Genomic DNA, 22641 nt, shown 5'->3' on the forward strand with positions numbered 1-22641 from the left:
GATCAAAATAGCGCGTCTCACAAATCCGCCTGGCTCATCCGGGTGATCGTCGCCTCCAGCGGCCGGTGCGCCGCCATCTTGGCGAGCAGCCCGTCGATCGTATCGTCGACGATCAGCAGCGCGCGATGCTGCGGCCTCAGGAAGCCCACCTCGGCCATCTTCGCGACGAATGCGATCAGATGATCGTAATAGCCCGCGGCGTTGAGCAGCCCGACCGGCTTGGCGTGATAGCCGAGCTGCGCCCAGCTCATCGCTTCCCACAATTCGTCCATCGTGCCGGTGCCGCCGGGGATCGTCATGAATCCGTCGGAAAGATCGGTGAACAGCTGCTTGCGCTGGTGCATGGTCCGCACCGGATGCAGCTCGGTCAACCCGCGATGCGCCACCTCGGCCTCGACCAGCGCATCGGGGATCACCCCGATCACCTCGCCGCCCGCCTCGAGCGCGCTATCGGCAACCGCACCCATCAGGCCGAGCTTGCCGCCCCCATAAACGACCCCGATCCCGCGCTCCGCCAGCCCGCGCCCCACCGCGCGCGCGGTGTCGATATAAACGGGGTCGGCAGGCGTGGCGGAGCCACAATAAACAGCAATACGATTCATGCCCGCCGGGCTAGGCGAAGCGGAGGCGAATTGCCAGCACCACACGCATCGTCACCCCGGACTTGTTCCGGGGTCCAACCCTCTACGAGCGCTGCAGCCCGCGGCACCTTGGATGTCGGAATAAGTCAGGCATGACGAGGTGGATGATCACCGCTGCTCAAGCATCAGCGCCGCGGTTGCCTTGGCGCTTCCCACCACGCCGGGAATCCCCGCGCCGGGATGCGTGCCGGCGCCGACAAAATAGAGGTTGGGGATGTTCGGATCGCGGTTGTGGACGCGGAACCAGGCGCTTTGCGTCAGCACCGGCTCCAGGCTGAAGGCGCTGCCCAGATGCGCGTTCAGGTCATGCGCGAAGTCGCTCGGCGCGTAGCTGAACTTGGTCGTGATTCGCTCGTGGATGTCGGGGATCAGGCGGCGGCCGATCTCGTCGAGGATGCGGCGTTCGAGGATCGGCCCGATCTGATCCCAGTCGACCGGGAACTTGCCGAGATGAGGCACCGGCGCCAGCGCGTAGAAGGTCGAATGCCCCTCCGGCGCCATGCTCGGATCGGTGACGGTCGGGTGGTGCAAATAGAGCGAGAAATCGCGCGGCAGCACGCCATGGTCGTAAATGTCGTCGAGCAGCCCCTTGTAGCGCGGGCCGAACAGGATCGAATGATGCGGGATGCCCGGCCACGTGCCCTTGATCCCGAAATGCACCACGAACAGCGAGGGCGAATATTTCTTGCGCTCGAGCCGTGCCCGGATCCGCTGCGCGCTGCGCGATCCCGCCAGAAGGTCGCGATAGGCGTGCATGATGTCGGCATTGGTCGCGATCATCTCGGCCTCGCCGTGCCAGCCGCTTGCCGTCGTGACGCCGGTCGCGCGGTCGCCCAGCGTCTCGATCCGCACGGCGGGGTCGCTCAGCCGGATCGTCCCGCCCAGTCGCTCGAACTGCGTGACCATCGCCGCGACCAGTCGGTTGGTACCGCCCTTCGCGAACCACACCCCGCCGTCGCGCTCCAGCTTGTGGATCAGGGCGTAGATCGCGCTGGTCGTCATCGGATTGCCGCCGACCAGCAGCGTGTGGAACGAGAAGGCCTCGCGCAGCTTCTCGTTCTTCACGAATTTCGAGACGATCGAATAGACCGATCGCCATGCCTCGTATTTCGCCAGCGCCGGCGCCGCCTTCACCATCGACGCGAAATCGAGGAAGGCGACCTGGCCGAGCTTCTCATAGCCCTCGGCATAGACCCCGGCCGAATAATCGAGGAAATCGCGATATCCCGCGACGTCCCCCGGCTCCAGCTTGGCGATCTCGGCGATCAGCTGCGCGTCGTCATTGGTGTAATCGAAGGTCGTGCCGTCGATCCAGTTGAGCCGGTAGAACGGCGTCACCGGCTCCAGCGTCACATCCTCGGCCATGTCCGCGCCAGACAGCGCCCATAGCTCCTTCAGGCAGTTCGGATCGGTGATGACCGTCGGCCCGGCATCGAACGTATAGCCGTCCTTCTGCCAATAATAAGCGCGGCCGCCGGGCTTGTCGCGCGCCTCGACGATCGTCGTGGCGACGCCCGCCGATTGCAGCCGGATGCCGAGCGCCAGCCCGCCGAACCCCGATCCGATGACGATCGCGCTGCTCATGCCGGGCGCCTCACGATCGCGCGGATCGCGCGAGTGATGGGCACCGGCGGCTTGCCGGCCAGAATCCGCGCTTGGTCTCGATAGGAAGAACGGGCTGCATAGAACCGCCCTATAAGTCGCGAATCGAGCCGGTAAAACCGTTCGAGTATGCGATAGCGTTCATCGGGCTCGGCGGCGCGGAACAGCATGCGGTCGAGCATTCGGTAGAAGCGCCGTTCTTTCCATGCCTTGGCTGCGAAATCGTGCAGCAGGTCGTGCAGCGCGGCGCCCGAATAATCGCGCTGCCGGGCGATCAGCGCGGCGGTGCGCACCGCGTCGGGCAGCGAATAGCCGGTGGTCGGGTGGAATAGCCCGGCGCGCATCCCTGCCTTGGCGACATGCCTGCCGCCGGAGTGCCAATAGCCCGCGAAATCGCCGTCGAGCGCAACCGGCAGCGCGCCCGCTTCCTCGCGCGCCACCGCGGCCACCTGCCAGCCGCGCGCGGCGGCATAAGCGGCGATCCGTTCGCGCAGCACCGCGTGATCGAGCGTGCGCCCGTCGCTGTAATAGGTATCCTCGACGAACATCCGCGTCGCCGCGAAGGGCAGGGCATAGACGAAGCGATAGCCGTCATGCTGCGCCACGGTGGCGTCCATCACCATCGGCGGCGGGTCGTCGGCGGGGGCGGCAAGTGCCAGCTCCTGCCCGAGGAATTTCTGCCAGCCGAGCTCGAGCAGCGACAGGTCGCCGGTGCCGCGCGCATCGATCACGCCGGTCGCCTCGATCCGGGTGCCGTCGTCGAGCACCACCGCGGTCGGGCTCGCCGCCAGCGCCTTGCGCCCGAGCATCAGCCGCGCGCCGAGCACGCCGCGGCAGACCGCATCGAGCCGCCGCGAATCGATCGAGCGATAGCCGGTATCGATCACCCGCGCATGGCCGGGAAAGGCGACCTGATAGCGCGGCCAGCGATGTGTGATCAGCGGCTCGACGATCCACTGGTCGCCGGGGCCGACGTCGCTGGCGAAGAACGACCAGAGGTGATTGCCGCCGACCGCGGCGCCGCCTTCGATCAGCCGGACGTCGAGCGCGGGCCGCATCTCCGCCATCGCCAGCGCGATCAGCCCGCCGGCGAGCCCGCCGCCGACGATCGCCATGTCACATCGGATCGTCGTCGCCATCGCCGTCAGCGCTAGACGATGCGCCGCGCGAACGAAACCGCTTTCGCATGTCTCCCTTCGTCATGCTGAACTCGTGTCAGCATCCATGGCGCAACGCTTGCGCCGCTCCCGACAGCTGTTGATCCATGATCCTGCCCGCATTCGGCCGCTGGCTTCCGCCCCGGCGAACGCGTAAGCCACGACCATGCCGGTCGCGCTCGCCATCCTTGCCTCCGCCGCCGCGATGACGGCGATCGTCGGGCTGCGCTATCTCGTCGCCTCGGGCGGCTTCGCGCTGGCGACGCGGCTGCGGCACCCCGGCCTCTATGCCGGCCTCGACCGGCAGATGCGCCGGGAGATCGGCTGGAGCCTGGCGGCGGCGGCAATCTACGGCGTGCCCGCGGGGATCGTGGCCTGGGGCTGGGCCAATCGCGGCTGGACGCGGATCTACACCGATCTCCACGCCTGGCCCTTATGGTATTGGCCGCTGTCGGTGCTGATCTACCTCGTGCTGCACGATAGCTGGTTCTACTGGACGCACCGCTTGATGCACCGGCCGCGCTGGTTTCGCCTCGCGCATGCCGTGCATCACGCCAGCCGCCCGCCGACCGCCTGGGCGGCAATGGCGTTCTCGCCGCTGGAATCGCTGACCGGCGCCGTGGTGATCCCCGCGCTGGTGCTGCTCGTGCCGATCCACGTCGCCGCGCTGGCGCTGGTTCTGGCGATCATGACGGTGATGGGGGTGACCAACCATATGGGCTGGGAAATCTTCCCCCGCTTCGTCTGGAACGGGCCGCTGGGCCGGATTCTCATCACCGCCAGCCATCATCAACGTCATCACGATCGGTACAGGTGTAATTATGGGCTTTATTTCCGGTTCTGGGATCGTCTCTGCGGCACCGATGATGGCCTCGGCACGTTTGCGCCGGCCGTTGCTGGCCGCTCTGCTGCTCGCCGTCCTGCCGGGCGCGGCGCCGATCACTGATCTTTCCGTCACGCTTGCCAATGTCCGCTCGGATCGTGGCGTGCTGCGGCTGTGCGTGACCTCCGATCCGGACAATTTCCCGAACTGCACCGATGACGCGCGGGCGGTGACGCGCACCGTGGCGGCGAGCGTCAGAACGGTCCGGTTCGAGGGCCTGCCGAGCGGCGACTATGCCGTGGCGGTGATCCACGACGAAAACGACAATGCGCGACTCGATCGTTTCGCGGGGATTCCGCGGGAGGGGTTCGGCTTCTCGCGCAATCCGCCGCTCGGTTTCGGCCCGCCGCGATTCAGCGCCGCGCGCTTCCCGGTCGACGGTGATGCTGCGATGCAACAGGTGCGGCTGCGTTACCTGCTGTGACTGGACCTAAAACCGCGCAGCTGCGTTTCGCCCCTGTAACCAATATCATCGGAGCCATGTGTGCGTCCTCTTACGCTTCTTCTCGCCGCCCCGGCCGCGGCGCTCGCCACCCCCGCTTTTGCGCAGGACGGTAATTCCCCGGCGGGGGGCGATCCCTCCGATCTTTATCGTGATACCGTAACCGTCGGCATCGCCGGCGCCTATCTGCCCGATTACGAAGGCTCGAACGACAGCCATTTCGCGGTCGGCCCAGCTGCGATCGGGTCGATCAAGGGCTTCAGCTTCGCGGTGCTCGGCAATCGCGCCAGCATCGATCTCATTCCCAACAAGCCCGGGCCCAATTTCGACCTGCAGCTCGGCCCGATCGCGGTGGTCAATTTCAACCGCACCAATCACAAGAGCATTGATGACGATCGCGTCGCGGCATTGCCCGAACGCGATACCGCGGTCGAGCTCGGCGGCTATGTCGGTATCGGCAAGACCGGGGTGATCACCAGCCCCTACGACAAGCTATCGGTCTCGGTCAGCTATCGCCATGACGTTTCCGGGGTGCATGACAGCGGCATTTGGCAGCCGTCGGTCAGCTATATCACCCCGCTCAGCACCAAGGCGGCGGTCGCGCTGTTCGGATCGATGCAGCACGTCGGGCGCGGCTATAACCAGACCTATTTCGGCATCACGCCGGATGATGCGATCGCGTCGGGCCTGCCGGCCTATTCGGCGCACGGCGGGTGGCACGATTACACGCTCGGCGCGGCGGTTACCTATTCGTTGACCGGCGATCTGCTTCACGGCGTCAAGGTGTTTGCGGGCGGCACCTACAAGCGGCTGCTCAACAGCGCGTCATACAGTCCGGTGACGCGCGTCGCCGGCTCGCCCAGCCAATGGTTCGGCGCGGTCGGCCTCGCTTACACCTTCTGATCCCGAACCCGCGGCCTCGGCAATAAATTTTCCCGCTTCAGGCTTTTGGTAACCCTGTCCTCTTAAGTCCTTGCAAAAGGGAAGGGACGTAGGGCGGCAATGGGTGCTGGGAACGAGAGAATGGCGACGGATTGGCTGCCGGCGTTGTTCGACTGGTTTTCGGGATTGCCGCGTGCCGAAGCCGTCCGTCACCGCCGGGAAATCGTGAACTCGGTGATGCTGCGCCCCGTGCCGCTATTGCTGTCGAGCTGCGGTATTCTGTTGATGAGCGGCACGGCTGCGCTGTTTCTGGCTGCGCCCTGGGCGATCGCCTGGTTCGCTGCCGATCTCTTCTTGATGTCGCTGCGCTTCTGGGTTGCCTGGCGGTTCCAGCGCGGCGTGGTCATGCCCGAACGGATTGCCCGGCTCACCATCAGCCTGGCGGGGATTACGTTCGTCCTGTTCGGTTTCGGCTGCTGTGCCAGCTTTCTTACGGGTCTCAGGCCGATGCCGATGCTCGCCACCACGTCGATGATGGCGCTGATAGCGGGGCTGGCGACTCGCTGGGCTGCGCTGCCCCGGCTGGCGATTCCGGCGATCACCGCGGTCTCGATTCCGTTTTGCGTCGCGATCGCGCTGACCGATCACGGCGCGTTCGCGATCGGCGCGGTGCAGTTCGGCATGGTCGCCGCGGGCACCGCGACGCTTGCACTGCAAAACCATCGCACGCTCGTCGCGTCATGGCGCGCCGGCCATCATGCCCGCGAGCTCGCCATGACCGACGCGCTCACCGGATTGCCCAATCGCGCCGCGCTGTTCGATCGGCTCGCCACGCGCCGGGCGACCGTTGCGCCGGGCACCGATTCGGGCATGGCCCTGCTGTTCGTCGATCTCGATCGGTTCAAGGCAATCAACGATCGCTACGGCCACACCGTGGGCGATCGCATCCTCGTCGCCTTGGCCCGGCGGCTGGGCGAGGTCGCGGCGCCACACTTCGTCTGCCGCCTGGGCGGTGACGAGTTCGTCGTGATGGTCGAAGGCGCCGCGGTTGCCGCGGCATCGCCGATGGCGCGGCGGATCGCGGACGTCCTCGCCGAACCGGTTACTGGTCTTGCCGAAGAGGCGATCGTTGCCGGCGCCAGCGTCGGCATCGCGCTCGGCTCGTCGGTCTATGACGATCCTGAGCGTATCCTCGCAGATGCCGATGCCGCGCTATATCTCGCCAAGCGGGCGGGCGGCGGGCGAGAGGCGGTCGCCGTGGCGAATGCACGCTTCGTCGCCGCCTGAGGCGTGGCCGCCGCGCTTTTTTGCGCAAAATCGAGCGGAATAGGCGCTTTCGCCATCGACAGCGCGGCCCTCGCCGTCCTATCGAGCGTCGCAGCATTCGTTGCAGGAGTTCGTAACCGATGACCGATACCAGCCAGGAGCTTATCGAGGCGCTCGACGCACGCGTCGCCCGGCGCAACGAGCGGCGCGAGTTCTTCAAGACCGCGCTCGGCGCCACTGCGATCGCCGCGGCGGGTGCGGCCGCGATCGGTCTCGCCGAATCGGCCGGCGCAGCCAGCGTCACCGATGCCGACATTTTCAATTTCGCGCTCAATCTCGAATATCTCGAGGCGAATTTCTATTCGTTCGCGACCACCGGCAGCGCGATCTCGTCGGATTCGATCTCGGGCACCGGCACGCTCGGCCAGGCGACCGGCGGCCGCGCGGTCAGCTTCACCGATCCGGTGGTGAAAGCCTATGCGCTGGAAATCGCGCAGGACGAGCTGCAGCATGTCAACTTCCTGCGCGGCGTATTGGGCTCGAGCGGGGTCGCCCAGCCGACGATCGATCTCAGCCCCTCGGGCGCGTTCACTGCGGCGGCGATGGCGGCCGGGGTGATCAGCTCGGGCACGTTCGATCCCTATGCCAGCGACGAGAATTTCCTGCTCGGCGCGTTCATTTTCGAAGACGTCGGCGTCAGCGCGTACAAGGGCGCAGTCGCGGCGATCAGCACCACCGTCTACATGCAGGCCGCGGCCGGCATCCTGGCAAGCGAGGCCTATCATGCCTCGCTGATCCGCGGCACGCTTTATCGCAAGGGCATCGCCACCCCGGCGCTCCGCACCAATGCCGACAAGATTTCCGACGCGCGCGACGCGCTCGACGGGACCAGCGACGACGATCAGGGCATCTCGCCGACGACGAACGATTACGGCACGGCGTCGAACATCACGCCGACCGATGCCAACGGCATCTGCTACAGCCGCTCGACCGGCCAGGTGCTCAACATCGCCTTCCTCAACAAGGCGGCCGCGACCAAGGGCGGGTTCTTCCCGAACGGGCTCAACGGCACCGTCACCACCAGCAGCGACAACGCCTGACCCGGCGCGTATTCGACGGAGAGTATCGATGACTGATCCTGACACCATCGCCCGGGTGCTCGACGCGGCCGAACAGCGCCGCCTCGAACGCCGCCGCTTCCTGCGTTCGGCCAGCGTCGCCGGGCTCGCGATCGGCGGCTCCTCGCTGCTCGCCGCGTGCGGCAGCGGCAACAAGAACAAGGCGCCGACGCCGACGCCGTCGAGCAGCAGCTCGCCCACGCCGACGCCCTCCGCGACGGTGAGCTACGACGATGCCGACGTGCTCGCCATGGCGCTCAACATCGAATATCTGCAGGCCAATTTCTATCTGCAGGCGGTGTCCGGCGCCGGCCTCGACGCCGATCTCACCAAGGGCGCGGCGGATACCGATGCGGTCGGCACCGTCACCGGCGGCAAGAAGATGACCTTCACCGACAGTGCGATCGGCGAATATGCGCGCGAGATGGCGGCCGATCAGGTCGCGCACATCACTTTCCTGCGCACCCAGCTCGGCACCGCGGTGATCGCGCAGCCCGATATCAACATCGATGGCAGCGCGAGCGGCGCGTTCACCGCTTTCGCGCGTGCCGCCGGGCTGGTCGGATCGAGCAGCACGTTCGATCCCTATGCGTCGGACGACAATTTCCTGCTCGCCGCCTTCCTGCTCGAGGATATCGGCCCGACCGCCTATCGCGGCGGCCTTGGCTATATGGCGAACAGCGTGCTGATCGAGGCGCTGGCCGGCATCCTTGCCACCGAATCCTATCACGCGGGGCTGGTCCGCTCGACGATCTACGCCACCGGAAACAGCACGCTGATCGCCAACGCGAACAAGATCTCGGACTGGCGCGACAGCCTTGACGGCACCACCGACGATGATCGCGGGCTTGACGGCACCGGCGGCGCCTCGCAGATCGCGCCGAACGATGCCAACGGCATCGTGTTCGGGCGGCTACCCAACCAGGTGCTCAACATCCTGTTCCAGACGGCGTCGACCGGGGTGACCAAGGGCGGCTTCTTCCCCAGCGGCATCAACGGGACGATCGCCACCACCTGATCCGGCGCCACCCTTTCGCATTCGGGCGGCCCGCCGGCGCGATGGTGCCGGCGGGCCGCTTGCGTTGGCGGGGCCACCTGCCTAGGCTCGCTCGATGGATACGCGCCGCCGCCTCGTCGCCCTGATCCCGTTGCAGACCGTGATCGCGCTGCTCGCGATCCACAACATCGCCCGTCCCGAGCGCGTGCCGCAGATCGCCGGCTGGATCGTCCTCGGCGGCGTGCTGGCGACGATTGCCGGTTATGCGGTCGCGTGGCGGGGCAGGGCGCGCCCGGCCGACGATTGACGCTTTGCATCCGGCGCCCGGACGCACTAGACTCTGTTCACATCCCCGGGGGGCTGCTGAGCGGCAGCTGAGAGGCGGGCACGAGCCCGCGACCCGCCGAACCTGATCCGGTTAGCGCCGGCGGAGGGAGGGAAGCGGCTTTCACTCGCGAAATCCGTGGCCTCGCTCCGGCACGTAAAGGAGCGACATCCCATGGCCGACATCCCCGCCAAGACCGAAATCGGCGTCACCACCGGCCCGATCCGCGGCAGCCGCAAGGTTCACGTGCCCGCGCGCACCGGTAGCGGCGTCCGCGTCGCGATGCGCGAGATCGATCTCGAGCCCTCCTCCGGCGAACCGCCCTTGCGCGTCTACGACACCTCCGGCCCCTACACCGATCCCAACGCCCGCATCGACATCATGGCCGGCCTCCCCGCGCTGCGCCGCGACTGGATTCTCGCGCGCGGCGACGTCGAATCCTACGACGCCCGCGAAATCCGGCCCGAGGATAACGGCCTCACCGGCCCCGACCGCTCTGCCGGCGTGCCGCAATTCCCCAACGTCGTGAAGCGCCCGTTGCGCGCCAAATCCGGCCACAACGTCAGCCAGATGCACTACGCCCGCCGCGGCATCATCACCCCCGAGATGGAATATGTCGCCGAACGCGAGAATCTCGGCCGCGAGATCGCCCGCGACGCAATCCGCGACGGCAACGACTGGGGCGCCGCCATCCCCGATTTCGTCACCCCCGAATTCGTCCGCGACGAGGTCGCCCGCGGCCGCGCGATCATCCCCAACAACATCAACCACCCCGAAACCGAGCCGATGGCGATCGGCCGCAACTTCCTCGTCAAGATCAACGCCAATATCGGCAACTCCGCCGTCGCCTCCGACGTCGCGAACGAGGTCGACAAGATGGTCTGGTCGATCCGCTGGGGCGCCGACACGGTGATGGACCTCTCGACGGGCCGCAACATCCACGACACCCGCGAATGGATCCTGCGCAATTCCCCCGTGCCGATCGGCACCGTCCCGATCTATCAGGCGCTCGAAAAGGTCGGCGGCATCGCCGAGGACCTGACGTGGGAAATCTTCCGCGACACCCTCATCGAGCAGGCCGAACAGGGCGTCGACTATTTCACCATCCACGCCGGCGTAAGGCTTCCGTATGTTCCCATGACAGCAAAAAGGGTCACCGGCATCGTGTCGCGCGGCGGCTCAATCATGGCGAAATGGTGCCTCGCGCACCACAAGGAGAGCTTCCTCTACGAGCATTTCGACGACATCACCGAGATCATGAAGGCCTATGACATCGCCTATTCGCTGGGCGACGGCCTGCGCCCCGGCTCGATCGCCGACGCCAATGACGAAGCCCAGTTCGCCGAGCTCTACACGCTGGGCGAGCTCACCAGACGCGCCTGGGCGCAGGACGTGCAGGTGATGATCGAGGGCCCCGGCCACGTGCCGATGCACAAGATCAAGGAGAATATGGACAAGCAGCTCGAGGCGTGCGGCGAGGCGCCGTTCTACACGCTCGGGCCGCTCACCACCGACATCGCGCCGGGATACGATCACATCACCAGCGGCATCGGCGCGGCGATGATCGGTTGGTACGGCACCGCGATGCTCTGCTACGTCACGCCGAAGGAGCATCTCGGCCTGCCCGACCGTGACGACGTGAAGGTCGGCGTGGTGACCTACAAGCTCGCCGCCCACGCCGCCGATCTCGCCAAGGGCCACCCCGCCGCCAAGCTGCGCGACGACGCGCTGAGCCGCGCCCGCTTCGAGTTCCGCTGGCGCGACCAGTTCAACCTAAGCTTGGACCCCGACACCGCCGAGCAATATCACGACCAGACGCTCCCGGCCGAAGGCGCCAAGACCGCGCACTTCTGCAGCATGTGCGGCCCCAAATTCTGCTCGATGAAGATCACGCAGGAAGTCCGCGACTTCGCCGCCAAGCAGAACCAGGGCGCCGACAGCTTCCTCGCCGCCAATCCGGGGAAGGCCGAGGGCGCGGACGCGGGCATGGAGGAGATGGCGGAGAAATATCGCGGGGGCGGTGACCTCTACATGCCAGCGGAGGACTGACGCTTCATTATATCGGCAATTTGGGGAGGGCGGTATCGTGCAACCGGATCACATCGCCTTCTCTATAATCGTATCGCTTACATTCATTATGCGATAGGTCAATGCAGACGCGCTGACCTTAAAACGCTTAGCATATTGCGCGATAATCTCATCATCGTTGATATCAATGTGACAAATTTTCTTTATCTCTGCGAGAGGCATCAGTAGTTCTGCTGCAAAAGCATTTGCGTCACGCTCTTTCTGATCTTCACCAGTGGCAGACATTTTGTCCCGGTTCAAAACTAGCCGGTCTACATGTACATTATCGTTTAGATAGCTAGCGTGAAGCAGGTGATGCCCAAGTTCATGGGCTAACGTGAACCGACGTCGATTAATGTGATGAGATAAGTTGACGACAATCGCGGCCACGCCGTCCTTTACAAAGGACATTCCTGACAGATCGTCAGGAAGAGACGCTAACTCGATCTTGATTTTATGCCGCTTGATGATTGCTTCGACCGGCACGGGAAACTGACTATTGAATCCGCGTCGGGCCAACTTAGCAGCTTCCTGCGGTATAGTGCTTAAAGTTACTGACATTACGTCATTGTTTCCTTGTCGAAGATGTAATCGATGACACTAATTGCTTAATGACCCTCTCCTGCGTCCTGTTCACGCGATCACCGGAGTGCGATACGTCGGCGAGGGGCGGGGCCTCTAATCGCTTGTTATGTGGTATCAATTCAGACATATCTTCCAAATCCAGCTCACCCGCCATTTGGATAGCCTGGTGCAAATACACGCGCTGCTCGCCGCGCTCGATATTGGCGAGCGAGGCGCGCGACATACCTAGTTTCCGCGCCAAATCCGCTTGGGTCATAGCTTTGACGTTCCGATGGCGAGCGACCGCCTCGCCAAACCGCTGATAGAAACTGTCGATGGCCACGGAGCGTGGCATAGGCCCATCCGTCCGTTCGTGTCAATCTCACAAACATTCTACTGAATGCAAACCGCCGGACACGATGTTTGTAAAACAAACAAAAAAAGGCGTGTTGGCAGTTGACTGCAGTACCTCCAAATCCTACAAGGCGAGTCGATGATCGAATCGCTGCCTCCTGATCTCGTGGAACGATTGGAAGAGTTGGGGCGAGCGCTCGACATCGAGCAATCCGTTTCCGCGTACGGCGGCGGTCGGATTCGTATCACGGACGCCGATCGCAACGAGGTAGTGAAAAATGTCACATCAGAAGCAACACAAGGATCCTCAGCCGGGTCACGGCAAGGACAACGATCATGGTCACGGTCAGGGGGGTCATGGTCACGGGGGGCATGGGCACGGCGGCGGCCGGCCGGTGAACCCGGGGCGTTCAGCTCCGAGCAGGCCCGATCGCTTTACGCAGCTGAAACTCGATCTCTAGCTCAAGAGTACGATATTAACTGTGCCGAAACGCAATTGGGCATTTGGGTCGCGGCAAAAAGCCGACCACTCGGTAGCCGCGGCCCCTCAGTGCATTTCCTGATCGCTCTACCTTTCAATCAAGAGATTATGCCGCGATCTTGGTGTTTTGCTGGAATCGGAAACGGTTCCAAACCGCTTGGCTTGCGGCACACAAATTTCCCTGACGCTTCTATATGCGCTTTTGTAAAAGAGGATCGCACTTGGGATTATTCTGATGGGCTGGTCGCTCTCGTTGATATCTATTCCGTTTGGGCGCTTAGGCAATTGCACAACGAGGTTTTCGGGTGGTGGCCGGGGCCACAACTGGGTTTAGGTGCGCTTTATCGAAAAACGGAATTTCAGCCGAACGAGTTTTGTGGCTGTTCGTCTGGTAAGCGTTATCGCGACTGCCACCTTGCTTCAGACCTATTGGTCGATGAACAAGCAGCTCAGGCAGAATTTAAACGCTTATTCAGGACAAATTACAGCAATCGAAATGTGCCCGCTGTAGTCTTGAACGCCGCGCAAAACAGGTGGAGAATTTGGCCAGATATGAGAGCGGCCTATTCGTTCCGGCCAATTGATCCGGTCCGTTAATCAAGCGGTAGCCTATTCTAGTATCTCGCTAATGTTAATAATGATACCGGCACTGCGCCACTTCGAGCGCCTGTGCCTCGCCCTTGCCGGTGACGCGATAGACCAGCCGATGCTCGCGATTGATCCGGCGCGACCACCAGCCCGCCAGATTGCCGCTCAGCGGCTCGGGCTTGCCTGTGCCGCGAAACGGATCACGCGAACATTCCTTGATCAGCGCGTTGACGCGATCGAGCATCTTGGCGTCCTCGGCCTGCCAGTAGAGATAATCCTCCCAGGCGGTCGGCCAGAACGTCAGCTTCATGGCTCGATCAGCTCGTGCTCTTCACCCTTGCCCGCCTCCAGTCCGCGGATCGCCTCGAGCAGCCGCTCGGCGTTCTTCGGCGATTGCAGCAGATAGAGCGTCTCCTCGATCGACGCCCATTCGCTTTCGGAAATCATCACCACGCCTTCCTGCCCGCGCTGGCGCGTGATTGCGATGGGCACCTTGTCGGCCACCACACGGTCCATCACCGCCTTCAGATTGGCGCGGGTCTCGGAAAAGCTGAGCGCGTTCATGCTGCGAATATGTACAATGTTTCGTACAATTGTCAACGCCCCGACATTGACTCCCGCCGCCCGATGCGGTGCACTCATATCCTCGAGCAAAGGAGAGACCATCATGGCCATTGCCAAGACGATCGAGATCATCGCCGCGTCGGCCACCGGCGTCGAGGATGCGGTGAAGCAGGGCATCGCCAAGGCCGGAGAAACAGTCAGCCGGATCGAAGGCTTCTGGGTGAAGGACATCAAGGGCGTGGTTCGCGACAACAAGGTCACCGAATGGCGCGTCATCCTGGCGGTGACGTTCATCGTAGCCTGATCCGGCGCGCCGCGCCCGGCCACGCCAGGGATGACCCGGTGGCCGCAAGCCGCTAAGCCCGCCCTCGATGACCTACGCCCGCGACGCCGAACCGCCCTTCTACCACGGCACCCGCGCCGATCTGCAGCCGGGCGATCTGCTCGCCCCCGGCTTTGCGTCCAATTTTCAGGCGCAGAAGCTCAGCTGGATCTATTTCACCGCCACGCTCGACGCGGCGATCTGGGGTTGCGAGCTGGCGCGCGGCGCGGGCCGCGAGCGCATCTACATCGTCGAGCCGACCGGCGCTTTCGAGGACGATCCCAACCTCACCGACAAGAAGTTCCCCGGCAACATCACCTGCTCCTATCGCTCGCGCGATCCCTTGCGCATCGTCGGCGAGGTCGCCGAATGGGAAGGGCATCCGCCCGAGCGGTTGCAGGAGATGAAGGACATGCTCGCCCGCCGCGCGGCCACCGGCGACATGGGGATCATCGATTGAGGCCGCGCGCGCCTGTCGCCGCGATCGTCCGCCCCGCGGCGGGAGTCGCGCCCGCCCCCTGGTGACGGGCGTGAGGCGATGCGCGCGCGCAATCCGCTCTACGTCATGGCCAAGCCGCCGCCGGCGGTCGCCGCCGCCATCGCCGCCCTGCCGCGCAACGATCCCGGCCGCGCGCCCGATCTGCTCCACGTCACCCTGCTGTCGCTGTTCGATCTCCACCGCGCTCCGCCTGACTGGCTCGCCAAAGTGATCGCCGCGCTCGACAGTTTCGACGGCGCCGCCTTCCCGCTCGCCTTCGATCGCATCGAGAACCGCAAGGCGGTGACGCTGCGCACCCGCGATCCGCTCGCGCAAGCCCGCGCTTTCCAGGCCGCGCTCGTCCGCCATTTGCTGGAGGCGCGCGCGCCGATGATGCTCGGCACCACGCCCGAGCCGCACCTCACCATCAATTATCATGGCGACCGTCTGCGCGCGGAAAAGACCGCGCCGATCGGCTGGACGGTCACCGAAATCCTGCTGGTCGAAAGCCTAGTCGGCAAGGCCGCGCATATCGAGCACGGCCGCTGGCCGCTGCGCCCTGCCGATTGAGGAGCCGCCCATGCTCGCCTCCGACGCGCCCTTTCTCCTCCCCGGTGCCGTCCGCCACGATCCCGCCGTCGCGACGTGGTTCGATGTCGCCGATCCGTTCCGCCCCATGCTCGCCGACTGGTTTGCCCGGATGCGCGCCTGCGGGGACGACGTGCGCGAGATCATTCACGATCGCTGCCCCACCGCTTGCGCCGGCGCGGCCGCCTTCGCTTATGTCGCCGCCTATCGCGCCCATGCCGCGATCGGCTTCTTTCACGGCGCCTGGCTGCCCGATCCCGCGCGCCTGCTCGAAGGCAGCGGCGTGCGGATGCGCCACGTCAAGCTGCGCCTCGGCGAACCGCGCGACGACGCCGCGCTGGCCGCGCTGATCCACGCCGCCTATCACGCCGCCCGGCGCGCCTCTGGGTGAGGTGGGGGCGGTCGCAACCCCCTTTCAATGTTGGATTTCATCTGATCTACCCTGTCCGATGGAACAGGATCGTATCCCCGCCGCTGCGCCGGCCGAGCCGCCGCTCCGCGCGCAATGGACGCCGGCCAGGCAGCGCATCTTCCTTGCCGCCCTGGTCGAGACCGGCAGCATCGCCCGCGCGGCCCGTGCCGCCGGCATGTCGCGATCGAGCGCGCATCGCCTCCGCGCGCGGCTGGCGGGCACGCCGTTCGATCGCGCCTGGGATCAGGCGCTCGCGCTCCACGCCCGCCAGCTCGCCGATCCCTTCGCGCGGTCCGCACCACCGCCGTCGCGCGGCTGATGCGCGGTGGACGCGTGCCGGTGCGGTTCCGTCGCGACCCCGGAGCGACTCCGTCGCAAAGGCGCGCGGGCTGGGCGCACGCATGTCGCCGGAATGTCGCGTCAGTGACGCGCCGGTGTCGCGGTCATGGCGCCTCGCGGTGCCGCGCCGTCGCGTCGCCGGCGCATGTCGTGGGGAAGGGGCTCCGCGCCGTCATTTTCGTCAACTTCGCCCGCACGAGCGGCGGCGCGATGCGATGGTCGGGGAGAGAGGATTCGAACCTCCGGCCCCTGCCTCCCGAAGGCAGAGAAATGGGGTTCCTTCGGACCTTTTGGAATTCAGAAACCCGCAGAAAAGCTTGATTTCCTGTCTCAATGAGTTCAGCAATCTCCGACTATGTTTTCCGTACTTTTTCCGTACGGAATTTTTTACGGGGATCGGCGATGGCGCTGGACTTGAGCAAGGTGAAGGAACGAGAGGCGCTCCGTCCACAGCGCGAGCCGCACTGGCAGCGGATTCGACCCGGTTGCTTTCTAGGTTACCGTCCGTCGGTTCGTGAAGGCGCGGGGACGTGGATTGGGCGCGCTTATGACGAAGATCAGCGCGCTTATCGGCTGAAGGCACTTGGGGATTTTGGAGCTCTGCCAGGCCGGGACCGCTTTGCCGCCGCGAAGAAAGAAGTTGAGGCCTTCGTCGAGCTAATTGAGTCGGGCGGTCATGCCGAAGAAAAGATCGAAACGGTCGAGGAAGCGTGCCGCCGCTATGCCGAGGCGAATACCGAAGCCGCGGGACGTTTCATAAGGCACGTGTATTCGGACCCTATTGCAAAGGTAAAGCTCACAAGATTGCGCCGTCAACATTTAAAGCAGTGGCGTGACCGGCTGGAGGCGAAACCGGCCTTGGTTAGCCGGCGCAAGAAGGGAAATCAGGTCACTCGGCCCCGTGCGCCAGCTTCGATCAACCGTGACATGGCAATGCTGCGGGCAGCGCTGAACAAGATACTTGCGCCCGGTGCCCCCGATACAGAAGCTGCCTGGCAGGAAGCTTTGCGGCCAATCCGGAACGCGGATCGGCAGCGAACGCTTTACCTCGATCGCGAGCAGCGCCGCGAGCTGCTCGCCGCTGTCGACGCTGACGCGGTGCCGTTTCTACAAGCGCTATGTCTGCTTCCACTTCGACCGGGCGCAGTTGCCAATCTCACGGTTGCGGACTTCGACAAGCGGACTTCCGAGCTGAGTATTGGCAAAGACAAGAGCGGCAAGCCTCGCCGAATCCTCATTCCCGCCGCTGCCGTCAAGTTATTCACTGAACAGGCAAAGGGGCAGCTCCCTGGCGCGGCTCTATTGAGGCAGGCGAACGGCAAGGCTTGGAACAAGGATGCTTGGAAGAAGCCGATCGCCGCGGCCGTCGCAAAGGCTCAATTGCCAGCTGGTACGACCGCCTACACGCTGAGACACAGTACGATCACCGACTTGGTGAATGGAGGACTACCGTTGCTGACCGTTGCTCAAATCAGCGACACGAGCGCGGACATGATCGAACGACATTACGGGCATCTTAGCCGTCACGCGGCCGCCGAAGCGCTTGCTGGCCTTGCACTGTGATCAACCGAGACGTGCCGATCGCGAACATGCTCTACAAGCTGGATAAAGACGACGCCTCCACAGCGGCTACCTCCTCGCTGAGGCTGTTGGCCCGGCGCGGCAACAACCCGCAAGATCTTAGGCTCGTTAAAGCGGTTAGTCGGCAGTCGCCCCACATCCGTCATCAGACGCTCGTCTCCCTAATCCCGACAGCGGGCGGACAATCGACCCCGCGGTGTAAGTGAAGTGGTCACGACGAGTCATCACGAATGCTTTTGGAATGGCCGCTTGACCCTCGCTGCTAGCATAGCCAATCTGAGAAGGTGCCTGTCCGGAACCGTCGCCTTGCTGTCCTTTTCCCATCAGTCGGCATAGTGTTGCTGAGCGCAAGCCTCTTCATCGGTTCGGATCACACGCGCATTGAGAATGCCGTTGGGATCGCAATGGCCGTCGGTGGACTAATTGCGCTAGCTGGAACATTGCTGGCGTGGCATGCCGATCGGGGCAATCCTTTATAGTCCACTTGCTTTTGGCGGTCGCCAAGACTGGACATTTTCAAATCCACCCACGGCTTGGCCTTTGGCGGCCAAGCGAGTGGCAGCCAACAGCTGCCGGTCCGCGCCCGCCCCATAATCAGCCGATGGCGAGGCGATACCGATCGCCTGACAGCGGACGTTGCGGAAGCGCATAGTCTCCGTCAAAATGACAGGATGGCTTACAGACCATCGAGCTATTCCGGATGTGCCGTATCGGCTCTTCTATTCGTATTTCTAGGTATCCCAATTCTCGCTGTCATGATGCTGGGCGAGCGCTCCTGCGACATGCACATTGGCCCACCTTGCACCGTCAGTTGGGGCTGGATGAAGTTACTAAACTTGGCGGTGGTTATTGCCGTCTGCGCTTCTATCGGCGGCCTCGTCCAACTTGCGGCTCACATTCGCACAAGGGACCGAGATGGATCGGACGACGGCTAACGCCCCAAACCCAGCCATTCCGGCGAAACCGTGCGAAGTCTGACTGCTGACATTGCGACGATGAGGCAAATAGCCATTTGCAACTGTGCATCGCCATGCGGCGCTATTGAAATGATTGCAGAAATCACATGGGATTTGGTCATGTCGGAAGACATGGCTTTCGCGGAAGGCTGCTACCGGCTTCAAGGAGAAGATTGGCAAGTTATCACGGCTCACAAGGCCAAAGGTATCAAACTCATCGGTGTCCGAAATGGCGTGCGCTGGGACAGCGGAGTGACCGGTATGAATATCGTTCTGCCGGACGACGCAAACATCAACGCAGCGAAATTGCTAAAGATGATGTCAGAGACCCTGGGCGTTAGTGAGTGGGTTGAGGTGAGAGGCCCAGATTCGATGATGCTTCGATAGGTTGACGCTCATGTCGACTTTCCCGTGGCCATCGTCCGAAGGCCGACCATCAGCTAACCACCCAATGGCCGCCATTTGCGACCGGGCAAGCCGGTGCCAGCAGCGGCCGGTCAGCAAGCGCCCCAATGTCAGCCAAAATGTCGGCGTTATCTTAAGCCCGCTAGCGGACGGTAATGCGGTTCGCGTTCCCCGCAGCCAAGCCGTGCAATAGCTCCCAGAACGCTTCGGGAGGTGCTGTTCCGAGATCGACCTGAAGTTCGCCAGGTTCGATATATATCGAGTGGATACAATTAGATATGTCCGAAGAACTATCGAAACGGCGTTCCTCAACGTCAAACCACTTATCAAACCAATTTCTTATAATATCTTCAACTTGCGGCGCATCGTGCTTTATCAGAACTTGATCCCACTGCAGTTCCTCTACAACCAGCTTTGTTGTTTCGATGTTGCATTCGATCGCATTGAACGCCAGCGCATTTTTCGGCTCAAAGAAAACGGCTTCTGGTCCGGCGTCGTTGCGCACGAAATCTACAACTACCAGGCGTTGAAACGCAGCATTATCCTCCGGAAGGCTGAACTTTACTTCGGGACATCCCGTCCGGCAGGTTTTTCGTTGCTGCGCAACGAAAACCCGAAACTGATCGACGTAGTGATCTCTTACTTGGACCACCAAATCTTCAACCGCACCGCTGCTCATGGTTACACGCTATGCGAACGACTGGCAGCTTGTCGAGCTAAAGTCTGACTCATTTCCTTGCTACAATACCATGCTGTGGCTTGAGCGCGCGGCTGCGCGGATCTACGGCGGCTGTCTAGCGGCGCTGCCTTCGACCGGTCCGTCAGCAATCGCCAGCCCGATAGGACATCGGGTTCTGGAGCCATTCGCGAATTGCGGACTCACGCCATCCTGCACATCGCACCGCGATCCGCACCTGGCGAGGGAACGTCCCAGCCTCGATCTTCCGATAAAGAGTCGAGCGGCTGAGCCCAGTACGGTCGAGCACTGTGTTGAGCCTGAGGATGCGGTCGGGGGTGTCGTTCATGGCGTGGTCCTATCTAGTCTGTGGTGAGGTTTGACAGGCAGAATTGGCTCATCAGCTCTCAGTGCAAGAGGGCGGAAGCTGAGTGGCACCCGACGGGTACCGGGCTGCACCACAAACGTACCCTTGGCTTTCCGACCGAGGTAGCTTCGGCGTCTCCCGCCGATGGCGTGACCGCGCTCTACGTCCCTGTGCGCGCCGCCGGGCCGCTGGCGCGTCTCGGTCCGTTCGGATGACGATCGCATGACGCTGTGGCCGGTGCTGCGCCCCGGCATGGGGACACCCGCTTGGCGGGTGGCGTCTGGCGCTGACCGCGCGTCGATCTGGCGAGGGGGGCGTCGCTACCCTTTGAACCCGCCGCGACGTGCCGCAACCCCGGCTGCGCCGGGGTCCTCCATTGCATTTCGGCCCTTCGGGTGCGGCCCGCCTTAGTCGGCGGGATCGCCGGTCCGCTCCTGCCGCCCCCCTCGCCATTCCGGCGCCGGTTGCGGTTGGGAGTAAGGAAGATGGAAAAGAGCGAGCGGCAAAGCCTCTATGCCGAAGTGACCGCGCGGGTAATCGCCGAGCTGGAGCAAGGGCGGCTCCCCTGGGTTCAGCCTTGGGATGCGGCGGCGTGCGGGTGCGCCATGCCTGCCAATGCGGTAACCGGGCGGCGCTATTCGGGGATCAACGTGCTGATCCTGTGGGCGGCGGTCATCGAAGGACGTTATGCGTCTCAGCGCTGGTTGACCTACCGACAGGCGCAGAAGGCGGGCGGCAATGTCCGCAAGGGCGAGCGGGGAACGACGGTCTGTTATGCAGATCGCTTCACGCCGAGGATTGAGGCGGAACGCGCGCGCGACGAGGATCGCGAGGCGCGGCAGCGGGCATTCTTGAAGCGGTTCACCGTGTTCAATGTTGCGCAGTGCGAGGGTCTGCCCGAGCGGTTGACCGAACTGCCCGAGCTTCCGGCCGAGGAGGATATCCTGCCGGACGTGCAGACGCTGATCGAAGCGAGCGGCGCAGATTTTAGGATCGGCGGCGGCGAGGCCTATTATTCGCCGGGTGGCGACTATGTCGCGGTGCCGCCGCAAGCAGCGTTCGGCGAGCCGATCAACTGGTATCGCACCGCGCTTCACGAGCTTGGCCATTGGACCGGACATGCAACTCGGCTCGACCGTGACCAACGCGGACGGTTCGGCAGCGCCGATTATGCGCGTGAGGAGCTTGTGGCGGAGATGGCGAGCGCGTTCGCTTGCGCTTCGCTGGCGATCCGGCCGACCGTGCGGCATGCCGATTACATCGCCAGCTGGCTGAAGGTGCTGCGCGACGACGAGCGCGCGATTTTCCGCGCAGCGAGCGCGGCCAGCAAGGCGGCGGATTACCTGCTCGCGTTCGCACCGGAGGGGGAAGCGTGAGCGCGCGGGCGGGCAATGCCCGCGTTCGCCGCCGACTGGTCACGGCGCTGGCGCAGCTGCCCGAGCGGCAACGCGCGGTTTACGTTGCGCTTGCCCGCGACGGGCTGACCTATGAAGCGCTTGCCGAACGGCTTGGCGTTGGTGCTGACGAGATCGAACGCGATTTCGCCGCCGCGCTGGCGACGCTCGCCGAGGCGATCGACAAGCCGGCGACGCTGTGGCGGTACCGGCTTGCTCGCTGGATCGGCCGGAAAGGGTCAAAATGACTGTAACCGCCTCGCCCGCATTGCTGGCGAGGCTGTTCGCTGCGCTGTCATGCCGTTAGGATCATTGCCGATGCGCACCGATCTCGACCATCTGCCGCCCGCCAAGCAGCGCGAGCTCGAGCGCGTCGTCGAGATCTTGTTCGAAGAGTTCGGCGACGCGACCAAGCTCGCCACCGGCAAGCGCAAAGTCGGGCGCATTCTCAAGATCATCCTGTTCGGCAGCTACGCACGCGGCGGCTGGGTCGACGAGCCGCATACCGAAAAGGGCTATCAGTCCGACTACGACCTGCTGATCATCGTCAATCAGGCCGAGCTCACCGATCGCGCCACCTATTGGTACCGCGCCGACGAGCGGCTGATGCGTGAGATGACGATCACCAGGACGCTGCGCACGCCGGTCAACTTTATCGTCCACACGCTTCAGGAAGTGAACGACGCGCTCGCGCACGGCCGGTTCTTCTTCATGGACATCGCGCGTGACGGCGTCGCGCTCTATCAGGCGGACGACAAGCCATTTCACACTCCGCGCCCCAAGACGCCCGAGCAGGCGCTGGAGATGGCGCGGGAGTATTTCGAGGAGTGGTTTCCGAGCGCGATGCGTTGCTACGTCAACTTCGGCGAAGATCTAGCGCGAGGATGGACGAAGGACGCGGCTTTCATCCTCCACCAAGCCGTCGAGCGGCTCTATCATTGCGTCCTGCTCGTCAGCACCTTCTACACGCCGCACGTCCACAATATCGGCTTCCTGCGCACCCAGGCCGACAAGCTCGACGCGCGGCTGGTGCACGTCTGGCCGCGCACCACGCGCCAGGATCGCGCGCGGTTCGAGAAGCTCAAGGACGCCTATGTGAAAGCGCGCTACTCCAAGCACTATCGCATCACCGAGGAAGAGCTTACGTGGCTCGGCGAGCGCGTCGAGGAACTCGGCCGCGCGGTGCAGGAAG

The 22641-nt window shown here is 63.8% G+C and carries 28 protein-coding genes and 1 riboswitch; of the genes, 19 read left to right on the plus strand and 9 right to left on the minus strand.

Annotated features, from left to right (window positions below):
* Positions 1 to 17: 17 nt before the first annotated feature.
* From K7G81_RS11890 to crtY, 3 genes are all read right to left on the minus strand, one after another.
* Positions 18 to 602 carry an LOG family protein gene (locus tag K7G81_RS11890; RefSeq protein ID WP_223031004.1) on the minus strand — a complete coding sequence of 195 codons (585 nt, stop codon included), beginning with the start codon at positions 600 to 602 and terminating at the stop codon, positions 18 to 20.
* Between the two features lie 147 nt (positions 603 to 749).
* Complete coding sequence (locus tag K7G81_RS11895) at positions 750 to 2225, minus strand: phytoene desaturase (protein ID WP_223031005.1); 1476 nt, start codon at positions 2223 to 2225, stop codon at positions 750 to 752.
* On the minus strand, positions 2222 to 3382 hold the full coding sequence (crtY, locus tag K7G81_RS11900; RefSeq protein ID WP_223031006.1) for a lycopene beta-cyclase CrtY: 1161 nt from the start codon (positions 3380 to 3382) through the stop codon (positions 2222 to 2224). The genes K7G81_RS11895 and crtY overlap by 4 nt, the downstream gene beginning before the upstream one ends.
* 184 nt (positions 3383 to 3566) lie before the next feature.
* Here crtY and K7G81_RS11905 point away from each other — a divergent pair, with 184 nt between their 5' ends.
* The 8 genes from K7G81_RS11905 (at position 3567) to thiC (ending at position 11362) form a co-directional block, all read left to right on the plus strand.
* Complete coding sequence (locus K7G81_RS11905; RefSeq protein WP_223031007.1) at positions 3567 to 4346, plus strand: sterol desaturase family protein; 780 nt, start codon at positions 3567 to 3569, stop codon at positions 4344 to 4346.
* Entirely contained in the window at positions 4294 to 4707 is a 414-nt protein-coding gene (locus tag K7G81_RS11910) for a DUF2141 domain-containing protein (protein WP_255586958.1), read from the plus strand. Before K7G81_RS11905 ends, K7G81_RS11910 begins: the two co-directional genes overlap by 53 nt.
* A gap of 60 nt (positions 4708 to 4767) precedes the next feature.
* Positions 4768 to 5628 carry a MipA/OmpV family protein gene (locus K7G81_RS11915; RefSeq protein WP_223031009.1) on the plus strand — a complete coding sequence of 287 codons (861 nt, stop codon included), beginning with the start codon at positions 4768 to 4770 and terminating at the stop codon, positions 5626 to 5628.
* 120 nt (positions 5629 to 5748) lie between these two features.
* The gene (locus K7G81_RS11920; protein WP_223031010.1) at positions 5749 to 6894 is read left to right on the plus strand and encodes a GGDEF domain-containing protein; all 1146 of its coding nucleotides are present in this window, start codon (positions 5749 to 5751) and stop codon (positions 6892 to 6894) included.
* 119 nt (positions 6895 to 7013) lie between these two features.
* A complete protein-coding gene (locus K7G81_RS11925; RefSeq protein ID WP_223031011.1) occupies positions 7014 to 7973 on the plus strand; it encodes a ferritin-like domain-containing protein in 960 nt (319 codons plus the stop codon).
* Positions 7974 to 8001: 28 nt separating this feature from the next.
* The gene (locus K7G81_RS11930) at positions 8002 to 9009 is read left to right on the plus strand and encodes a ferritin-like domain-containing protein (RefSeq protein WP_223031012.1); all 1008 of its coding nucleotides are present in this window, start codon (positions 8002 to 8004) and stop codon (positions 9007 to 9009) included.
* A gap of 94 nt (positions 9010 to 9103) precedes the next feature.
* Positions 9104 to 9295: a hypothetical protein gene (locus K7G81_RS11935; RefSeq protein WP_223031013.1), complete on the plus strand. Its 192-nt coding sequence runs from the start codon at positions 9104 to 9106 to the stop codon at positions 9293 to 9295.
* Positions 9296 to 9331: 36 nt separating this feature from the next.
* A riboswitch (TPP riboswitch) is annotated at positions 9332 to 9441 on the plus strand.
* 46 nt (positions 9442 to 9487) lie between these two features.
* Positions 9488 to 11362: a phosphomethylpyrimidine synthase ThiC gene (gene thiC, locus K7G81_RS11940; RefSeq protein ID WP_223031014.1), complete on the plus strand. Its 1875-nt coding sequence runs from the start codon at positions 9488 to 9490 to the stop codon at positions 11360 to 11362.
* A gap of 48 nt (positions 11363 to 11410) precedes the next feature.
* On the opposite strand, the gene K7G81_RS11945 is transcribed toward thiC, so the two are convergent.
* Positions 11411 to 11941 (minus strand): ImmA/IrrE family metallo-endopeptidase, encoded by a 531-nt coding sequence (locus K7G81_RS11945; protein ID WP_223031015.1) that lies wholly within the window; start codon positions 11939 to 11941, stop codon positions 11411 to 11413.
* A 4-nt stretch (positions 11942 to 11945) separates the two neighbouring features.
* Positions 11946 to 12287: a helix-turn-helix domain-containing protein gene (locus tag K7G81_RS11950; RefSeq protein ID WP_223031016.1), complete on the minus strand. Its 342-nt coding sequence runs from the start codon at positions 12285 to 12287 to the stop codon at positions 11946 to 11948.
* A gap of 150 nt (positions 12288 to 12437) precedes the next feature.
* On the opposite strand from K7G81_RS11950, the gene K7G81_RS11955 reads away from it, so the two are divergent.
* On the plus strand, positions 12438 to 13376 hold the full coding sequence (locus tag K7G81_RS11955) for a hypothetical protein (protein ID WP_223031017.1): 939 nt from the start codon (positions 12438 to 12440) through the stop codon (positions 13374 to 13376).
* 34 nt (positions 13377 to 13410) lie between these two features.
* On the opposite strand, the gene K7G81_RS11960 is transcribed toward K7G81_RS11955, so the two are convergent.
* Together K7G81_RS11960 and K7G81_RS11965 are read right to left on the minus strand one after the other, a co-directional pair.
* Positions 13411 to 13677 carry a Txe/YoeB family addiction module toxin gene (locus K7G81_RS11960; RefSeq protein ID WP_223031018.1) on the minus strand — a complete coding sequence of 89 codons (267 nt, stop codon included), beginning with the start codon at positions 13675 to 13677 and terminating at the stop codon, positions 13411 to 13413.
* Entirely contained in the window at positions 13674 to 14042 is a 369-nt protein-coding gene (locus K7G81_RS11965) for a type II toxin-antitoxin system Phd/YefM family antitoxin (protein ID WP_255586960.1), read from the minus strand. Before K7G81_RS11965 ends, K7G81_RS11960 begins: the two co-directional genes overlap by 4 nt.
* Here K7G81_RS11965 and K7G81_RS11970 point away from each other — a divergent pair.
* From K7G81_RS11970 to K7G81_RS12000, 7 genes are all read left to right on the plus strand, one after another.
* Positions 14035 to 14235, plus strand: coding sequence for a dodecin family protein (locus tag K7G81_RS11970; protein WP_223031019.1), 201 nt, complete (start codon positions 14035 to 14037; stop codon positions 14233 to 14235). The genes K7G81_RS11965 and K7G81_RS11970 overlap by 8 nt on opposite strands.
* Positions 14236 to 14302: 67 nt before the next feature.
* The gene (gene arr / locus K7G81_RS11975; RefSeq protein WP_223031020.1) at positions 14303 to 14713 is read left to right on the plus strand and encodes an NAD(+)--rifampin ADP-ribosyltransferase; all 411 of its coding nucleotides are present in this window, start codon (positions 14303 to 14305) and stop codon (positions 14711 to 14713) included.
* 78 nt (positions 14714 to 14791) lie between these two features.
* On the plus strand, positions 14792 to 15301 hold the full coding sequence (locus K7G81_RS11980; RefSeq protein WP_223031021.1) for a 2'-5' RNA ligase family protein: 510 nt from the start codon (positions 14792 to 14794) through the stop codon (positions 15299 to 15301).
* Between the two features lie 10 nt (positions 15302 to 15311).
* On the plus strand, positions 15312 to 15710 hold the full coding sequence (locus K7G81_RS11985; RefSeq protein WP_223031022.1) for a DUF1801 domain-containing protein: 399 nt from the start codon (positions 15312 to 15314) through the stop codon (positions 15708 to 15710).
* 58 nt (positions 15711 to 15768) lie between these two features.
* Positions 15769 to 16050 carry a terminase small subunit gene (locus tag K7G81_RS11990; protein WP_223031023.1) on the plus strand — a complete coding sequence of 94 codons (282 nt, stop codon included), beginning with the start codon at positions 15769 to 15771 and terminating at the stop codon, positions 16048 to 16050.
* Between the two features lie 353 nt (positions 16051 to 16403).
* Positions 16404 to 17633 carry a tyrosine-type recombinase/integrase gene (locus K7G81_RS11995; RefSeq protein ID WP_369412098.1) on the plus strand — a complete coding sequence of 410 codons (1230 nt, stop codon included), beginning with the start codon at positions 16404 to 16406 and terminating at the stop codon, positions 17631 to 17633.
* A gap of 1064 nt (positions 17634 to 18697) precedes the next feature.
* Positions 18698 to 18994 (plus strand): hypothetical protein, encoded by a 297-nt coding sequence (locus tag K7G81_RS12000; RefSeq protein ID WP_223031024.1) that lies wholly within the window; start codon positions 18698 to 18700, stop codon positions 18992 to 18994.
* A 160-nt stretch (positions 18995 to 19154) separates the two neighbouring features.
* Here the strand turns inward: K7G81_RS12000 and K7G81_RS12005 are convergent, their stop codons facing one another.
* Entirely contained in the window at positions 19155 to 19691 is a 537-nt protein-coding gene (locus K7G81_RS12005; RefSeq protein ID WP_223031025.1) for a hypothetical protein, read from the minus strand.
* Positions 19692 to 19833: 142 nt separating this feature from the next.
* The gene (locus K7G81_RS12010; RefSeq protein ID WP_223031026.1) at positions 19834 to 20037 is read right to left on the minus strand and encodes a helix-turn-helix transcriptional regulator; all 204 of its coding nucleotides are present in this window, start codon (positions 20035 to 20037) and stop codon (positions 19834 to 19836) included.
* A 503-nt stretch (positions 20038 to 20540) separates the two neighbouring features.
* Here K7G81_RS12010 and K7G81_RS12015 point away from each other — a divergent pair.
* The 3 genes from K7G81_RS12015 to K7G81_RS12025 all read left to right on the plus strand — a co-directional run.
* Positions 20541 to 21431 carry an ArdC family protein gene (locus K7G81_RS12015; protein ID WP_223031027.1) on the plus strand — a complete coding sequence of 297 codons (891 nt, stop codon included), beginning with the start codon at positions 20541 to 20543 and terminating at the stop codon, positions 21429 to 21431.
* Positions 21428 to 21697 carry a sigma-70 region 4 domain-containing protein gene (locus K7G81_RS12020; RefSeq protein ID WP_223031028.1) on the plus strand — a complete coding sequence of 90 codons (270 nt, stop codon included), beginning with the start codon at positions 21428 to 21430 and terminating at the stop codon, positions 21695 to 21697. The genes K7G81_RS12015 and K7G81_RS12020 overlap by 4 nt, the downstream gene beginning before the upstream one ends.
* 70 nt (positions 21698 to 21767) lie before the next feature.
* Positions 21768 to 22641, plus strand: an 874-nt coding sequence (locus tag K7G81_RS12025) for a HEPN domain-containing protein (RefSeq protein ID WP_223031029.1), incomplete at its 3' end; no start/stop codon positions are given.

This window comes from Hephaestia mangrovi (genome assembly GCF_019880555.1).
Lineage (GTDB): Bacteria > Pseudomonadota > Alphaproteobacteria > Sphingomonadales > Sphingomonadaceae > Sphingomonas > Sphingomonas mangrovi.